The organism is Gelidibacter sp. (assembly GCF_039916245.1).
GTDB lineage: Bacteria > Bacteroidota > Bacteroidia > Flavobacteriales > Flavobacteriaceae > Gelidibacter.
The window spans coordinates 39,913-46,436 of sequence record NZ_JBDSLS010000152.1; the positions used below are offsets into that span (position 1 = coordinate 39,913).

Annotated in this window: 7 protein-coding genes and 1 tRNA gene; 4 read left to right on the plus strand and 4 right to left on the minus strand. The window is 36.0% G+C overall.

The window, feature by feature from the left end:
* Positions 1–33: 33 nt before the first annotated feature.
* Positions 34–588, minus strand: a complete 555-nt coding sequence (locus ABIQ28_RS08055) for a LemA family protein (RefSeq protein ID WP_348036377.1) — start codon at positions 586–588, stop codon at positions 34–36.
* A 226-nt stretch (positions 589–814) separates the two neighbouring features.
* Positions 815–886 (minus strand) — tRNA-Arg (locus ABIQ28_RS08060).
* 310 nt (positions 887–1,196) lie between these two features.
* On the opposite strand from ABIQ28_RS08060, the gene ABIQ28_RS08065 reads away from it, so the two are divergent.
* The 4 genes from ABIQ28_RS08065 to ABIQ28_RS08080 all read left to right on the plus strand — a co-directional run bounded on the left by ABIQ28_RS08065 (position 1,197) and on the right by ABIQ28_RS08080 (position 5,549).
* A complete protein-coding gene (locus ABIQ28_RS08065) occupies positions 1,197–1,763 on the plus strand; it encodes a helix-turn-helix transcriptional regulator (RefSeq protein ID WP_348036378.1) in 567 nt (188 codons plus the stop codon).
* A gap of 6 nt (positions 1,764–1,769) precedes the next feature.
* Positions 1,770–2,216: a response regulator gene (locus tag ABIQ28_RS08070; RefSeq protein WP_348036379.1), complete on the plus strand. Its 447-nt coding sequence runs from the start codon at positions 1,770–1,772 to the stop codon at positions 2,214–2,216.
* A 2-nt stretch (positions 2,217–2,218) separates the two neighbouring features.
* The gene (locus ABIQ28_RS08075) at positions 2,219–4,006 is read left to right on the plus strand and encodes a CHASE3 domain-containing protein (protein WP_348036380.1); all 1,788 of its coding nucleotides are present in this window, start codon (positions 2,219–2,221) and stop codon (positions 4,004–4,006) included.
* A 535-nt stretch (positions 4,007–4,541) separates the two neighbouring features.
* On the plus strand, positions 4,542–5,549 hold the full coding sequence (locus ABIQ28_RS08080; RefSeq protein WP_348036381.1) for an AraC family transcriptional regulator: 1,008 nt from the start codon (positions 4,542–4,544) through the stop codon (positions 5,547–5,549).
* Positions 5,550–5,694: 145 nt separating this feature from the next.
* Here the strand turns inward: ABIQ28_RS08080 and ABIQ28_RS08085 are convergent, their stop codons facing one another.
* Positions 5,695–6,057, minus strand: a complete 363-nt coding sequence (locus ABIQ28_RS08085) for a helix-turn-helix domain-containing protein (RefSeq protein ID WP_348036382.1) — start codon at positions 6,055–6,057, stop codon at positions 5,695–5,697.
* Between the two features lie 4 nt (positions 6,058–6,061).
* Entirely contained in the window at positions 6,062–6,358 is a 297-nt protein-coding gene (locus ABIQ28_RS08090; RefSeq protein WP_348036383.1) for a type II toxin-antitoxin system HigB family toxin, read from the minus strand.
* Positions 6,359–6,524 lie beyond the last annotated feature (166 nt).

Genomic DNA, 6,524 nt, shown 5'->3' on the forward strand with positions numbered 1-6,524 from the left:
AAACAACACAAGAATGGAATGACCCTAAGATTCTTAGAAACTCACTTTCACATTCTCTCGGCTGGTGGCATCGGCTTCAAAAAAGTCAAAGTGCTGATATTTGAGCATACCTGCAAACAACGCACCTGGCAAACTTTCACCATACGTATTGTTTTCACGCACCGTTCCGTTATAATAACGACGGCTGCGCTCCAAGTTTTCTTCAATCTCGTTCAGTTTCTGCTGTAAATCCAAGAAACCGGCATTCGCCTTCAAATCTGGATAAGATTCACTTAGCGCAAAGATGCTGCGCAAACTCTGTTGCAATTGGTTTTCTGCCTTTATCTGAGCATTGATATCGCCATCAGGTACTTGCATGGCAGCATTTCGGGCTTGTACAACTCTTTCTAAGGTTTCCTTTTCGTGAGTGGCATAACCTTTTACCGTTTCCACCAAATTGGGAATCAAATCATAACGGCGCTTAAGAGCGACATCAATATTTCCCCAAGCATCCTTTACTACGTTTCGGTTTTTGGCAAAACGGTTGAACGCAGAAACCATCAAAAAAACAAGAAGGACAATGATGCCCAGAATAATAGGAATAATCATAAATGGAAGATTTTAATGGAAATCCTATTTCAAAAAAAGACTTCCTGTTGAGTTTAAGATACTAATATAGCGATTTTTATGTATTTATAACAATCTAGAAAGCATGGTTTTGACTATCCTAAAACTTGAGATAGTCATGAGTTTGGTGATAAACCCAAAGATGGCATATCAAAAAATTACTTCTTTTGAACGGACAGCTCGTGAGCTGTCCTAACGGAAAATCTAGTGACTCCACCAGGATTCGAACCTGAATCTAAAGTTTAGGAAACTTTTATTCTATCCCTTGAACTATGGAGCCTTATGAGCAAAGGTACTACTCTCATTGTGACTGTATGTAACGCAATCTTGCACGCGATTTTCACAATGTTTTCCAACTCTAAGCTAAACAAAAAAAAACTATCTTTTCAGAATTATTCGATTTTCTGCTCACATCTTGTGCGTAGGCAATAGTCTTGAATACATTTGATTGAGATAAATTTATAATTTAAAATAAAAAAAATGTTTAATTTAAGCCTCCACATTATGCGTTTTATTGGTGTTTTTAAATGGTATGGAGCGCTCCTATGTATTTAAAATAATGTTTAATTTCATCCTCTATTTCGTACGCCATGAAAATCTTTATTAAATTTGATTTTACCACTTTATCCACCAGATTTATCGATGATAAAATGACGGAACTAGGCATCAAATATCAAATGCTGAATTTTGGAGAGATTGAATTTTTAGAAAAAGTTCCTGAAGATAAGTTGCAGGCATTTGACCACATTCTCGACGATTACGGTATTGAGAAAATAGAAAATCAAAAGGTTATTTTGGCGCAGAAAATGAAGGACGCCATCATTGACATGGTTTTAAATGCGAATGATACCATCAACGTTAAAAGTTCGGTTTACCTTTCCGATAAATTGGGACATAGCTATGGCTATCTTTCCAATCTATTTTCAGAAGTGACTTATACATCCGTTGAAAACTTTATCATCCTTCAGCGCATTGAATACGCCAAATCATTGATGATCAACACGGATTTGTCATTGACAGAGATTGCATTTAAATTGCAATATTCCAGTGTGGCGCACTTAAGCACTCAATTTAAAAACACCACAGGCATTACGCCGACAACGTTTCAGAGAATTATTACCAAAAGAAGAGAATTAAACACTAACAAAAACGAATAGAAGAAAATGCGGGAAGATTACACTTATGTAGTATTGGCGGACGATGATGAAGATGACCGCTTATTTTTTGTAGAAGCTTTTGAAGAACTGAAAATGCAGACCAAAGTAGCCGTTTATAAAGATGGCGTTGCGCTGATGGACGCTTTAAACCAATCCGATTCAGTGTTGCCAAACATTCTCTTTTTAGATTTGAACATGCCCAAAAAATCCGGCTTGGAGTGTTTGCAGGAAATTAAATGCAATAATCGCTTTAAAGACATCGCCATCGCCATATATTCCACTTCGGCCTCAGAAGAAGATATTGAAGACACCTTTGTCAATGGCGCCAATATCTACATCAAAAAGCCCGATAACTTCAACATTCTTAAAAAAATATTATCTGATGTGGTGACCATGAATTGGCAGTATCACACTAACGGATTGAATAAAGACAATTTTTTATTACGTTTGTAAATATGAATTTCAAGTCCATCTATAATTCTGAGCGCTTTCTGAAAATCATCTTCGGTTTAAGTTTGTTCATTGTTTTGGTCATGGGCGGTTTAGCATATCAATATATACAGAAGCTATCCAAAAGTTTTGATGAAGTTCAGCACACCTACCAGATTCATATCGAATTAGAGAAACTGGCTTCTCTTCTGAAAGATGCCGAAAGTGGCAAAAGAGCCTTTATCATATCCAAAGATTCCACCTTTTTAGAACCTTTTTTATCAAGTGGCGAAGCAATAGACAGTAGCTTAGACCATTTAAAGTATCTAACGGTCGACAATCCAGAACAACAAAAAAATCTAGAAGAACTAGAAATCAAAATTGACGAAAGTCTCGATATTTTCGAAAAAACACTGCAGCTCGCGGTTTCCAACAAGCTGGAATCGCCAGAATTTATTTCGGGTTTCAATGAAGGGAGACGCACCATGAATAGCGTGCGCTTTAAAATCATTCAAATGACCACTCATGAAAATAACATGCTTGGTATTAGAAAAGAAAAGAGTTCAAAAACACTGTCTAACGCTCCCATGATCGTTTACTATGTTTTGATTTTATCACTGGTCATTTTACTGTTGATATACATCCAAATCAGTAAGAATCTCAAAAGTTTAAAGCAAAAGAATGAACTTTTAGAAACTTTCAAGGAATCCACCACGCAATCTGAAATTATCAGCAAACTCGGCAATTGGATCTGGCATGTAGAAAAGGACACTTTTGAGTTTTCTGACAACCTCTACCGATTGCTTGGAGAAGAACCCCAGTCGTTCGAACCAACCATGGAACACTTTATGGCTTTCGTCCATCCGGAAGATTTGGATAAATTCTCAGAGCAAGTCACTAAAATGATGGCAAACGAAGATTTGCCTTTCACACATTACAGAATTCTTCAAAAAGATGGCAGCGTCAAACATTTCAAATCCTACGGAAAAGTTTTAATCGATTCAGAAGGCTACAAAAAACTGTTGGGAACAACGGCCGACATTACCGACGAAATCGAAAATTACCGATTAATTGAAGAAAGAAACCTCGAATTAGAACGCAACAATAAAGAACTGGCGTCATTCAACTATGTTGCCAGCCACGATTTGCAAGAGCCTTTACGAAAAATCCAAACCTTCATCTCCCGATTGGAAGATAAAGAACAGGAACAGTTATCCGCCAATGGCAAACTTTATATACAGCGCATCAAATCATCATCCGCAAGAATGCGATCCTTAATAGATGACTTATTACAGTTTTCAAGAACCAATAAATCAGAGGAAGCTTTCGAGGAGTCGAACGTTAACATCTTATTGGAAACCGCTAAACACGATCTGGCAGAAATCATCTCCGATAAGAGAGCACGGATTTCATCGGACAGAATGCCTTCCATGAAAGTGATCCCATTTCAAATCAAACAATTGTTTTTAAATCTCATCAGCAACTCCTTAAAGTACAGTCGTAAAAATATAGCACCAGTTATCACAATTACCTATTCACAAACAAAGGCAAGTGATTTACCAAAAGTGAAATATTCAAAATACAACCTCTACCATACCATTACCATAAAAGACAACGGGATTGGCTTTGACCAAGAGTATGCTGACAAGATTTTCATTCTATTTAATAGGCTGCACAACAAAACAGAATACTCCGGTACAGGCATCGGCCTTTCTATCTGCAAAAAAATTGTCGAAAATCACAACGGCTATATTACCGCCGAAGGAAAGGTAATTGAAGGTTCCACCTTTACTTTTTATCTCCCAATTAGCTAAGACTTTTAAAACAACTTCTTAATCAACACCCTTTATACCACATATAGGGTGTTTTTTTTTGCCATTTATGGAAATTCTATAATCAATTCCGAAAATGCTGTAAGAAAAAATAAGAGATGCCTCCGCATCTTTGTAATGTAAATAATAAGCCAACAAAAAGGATTTAGCATTTCATATGAAAACCTTGTTTTACACAATATCAGTTTTAGTCGTGATTGTATGGGCCTTAAGCTACTTTGTATATGGTCTAAATGAATCCGTTCATTTTTTACTGTTAACGTCAATTCTCTTAGGAGTGGCGGGACTTTTTGAGAAACATTAACGTATCGAATTACAACGCCGATAACTATTACAAACAAAATTTAAGAGAATCGATAAACATGAAAACTACCCAACCTTCCGACCTAAAGCAATATGCCGAGTTTTTCCAAAAACGAATCGTAGTAGCACAAATGCCAGAATTAGAATATTAGCCACAAACAACGGCCAAATATAAATTCCAGACACCAATAATTAACCAATAAAATAACAAGCCATGATAACAATTGCATCTAAAGTTAACGATCTGTATTCCTTTTTTGATACACTAAAAACTGAAATTGGTGGTACGTTAGCCAAAAACACGGCCGAGTATAAACTTAATATTGATAATGATATCGCAAAAGGCAGCATCCGCTCCATTGCTCTTGAAGATGGACTAGCCGTTTTGGAGTTTGATATCATTGTCCATGAAAATATTAAAATGACTATTGACACGTGCCTTGCAACTCATGTCAATTTCATTTACTGCTCAAAAGGAAGATTATCGCAATCTTTCAATGCGGATAGCACCACCAATACGATTGACGCTTTTCAAACCAGCATTGTCGCGAACATTATATCAGAACAAAACATCATTGTCTTAGAAAAGAATGTAGAAACCGTAGCGACACTAATTTCGGTGAACACGTCTTATGATAGCACTTCACAATGGAGCACAAAGTTAAAAGATGCCTTCATTTCAGATAAGAAAGAGGACTATCTATATATCGGTTCCTACAACCTTAAAATAGCCGAAAGCATCAAACAGCTACAATCCATCAAACAAGAAGGTTTGGTGCGGGAATTATTGACCAAAGGCATTGTAAACGTCATCTTGGCGCTGGAAATTGACCACCATAATAACGACATCGAGAATTTGGAGATGGAACCGACCTCTTTAACTAAAATGGAAATCAGTTTAATTGCAAAACTCACGGAATATATCAATGAATTTCCAGATTTAGATCATAAAGTTGAAAACCTGAGTGATCGCGTTGGATTATCTGCAGCCAAATTACAAGAAGGCTTTAAGTTTCAGCACGGCTTGACTGTTTGCGAATATATTCGTTCGGTAAGATTGACCAAATCGGAGGAACTGATCATCAATACCGACTTAAACATTTCAGAAATTGTGTACAGCGTTGGATTTACCAGCCGAAGTTACTTCTCTAAAATATTTAAGGAACGATACGACTGTACGCCTAGTGATTACAAAAAAAATAAGTTAGCTGTCTCAGCATAATATATATATAGCACGTCCCTCAACGGATTAAAGTACCAATTTGAATAAAGCTCTGATGAAAATTGGGGCTTTTTTCTTTATACTAAATATTTAGCGGAAAAATCAAAATTTCTTTTGAAGTTATAATGGATTTCCACCTCAACATTCATTGTAAAATAATATCGCTATCAATATTCAACTTTTGATGCAAAGCTTTTGCAACATTTAAAGTAATCTCTCTATTACCATTTAGATAATCACTTATTCGCGAAGCGCTTGTATTCAAAAGCGTAGCTAGATCTTTCTTTCTTAAACCCAATTCAAACATCCTCAACTTGATCATTTCCTGTAAGGTTGGCAGACCAATAGGAAAATGGATTTCTTCATAGCACTCGATGATATCGCTAATCTTCATAAACTCTTTTGCTAAAGGATCATCCAACGGCGTATCGTCATCGACAATATCTACCAATTCTTCCAAGCGAAGGTTTGCCTTGACGTATTCTTCATGTGTTATTAATTTGCTCATATCATTAAAATTTATCGATATTCTTTATTTTGTCGTAATCCTTATGGCTACCTACCCATCGAATTAGCACTTTCTTAAACTTAAATCGTACGATGGCTACAATCCGGTCATGGTTTCCTTTAACATTGAAAACAAATCTTCCATTCCCAACGTTGTCCGCAGAATTGAAGGTATTCTTTAAATCAGCAAAACTATCCCATTCAGCCTTCTTAGTTATTATATACCAATCTCGCAATGCTGTAGTAGCGTTGGTTTCTTTCGAAAAAAAATCTCTTAATTTTTTGAATGAAATAATGTGCATATGAGAAGAAAATCAATTCTATATCACAAAGATAAAGCTAAAAATTACATATATGGTAATCTATTTACAATTGTTGTAATTTTGTATGTACGAATTGAACTGACATGCTATCGTTGGTGTTTTCCACCAATACAATAATCAACCAACTTTGAGTTTATTCTCTAAA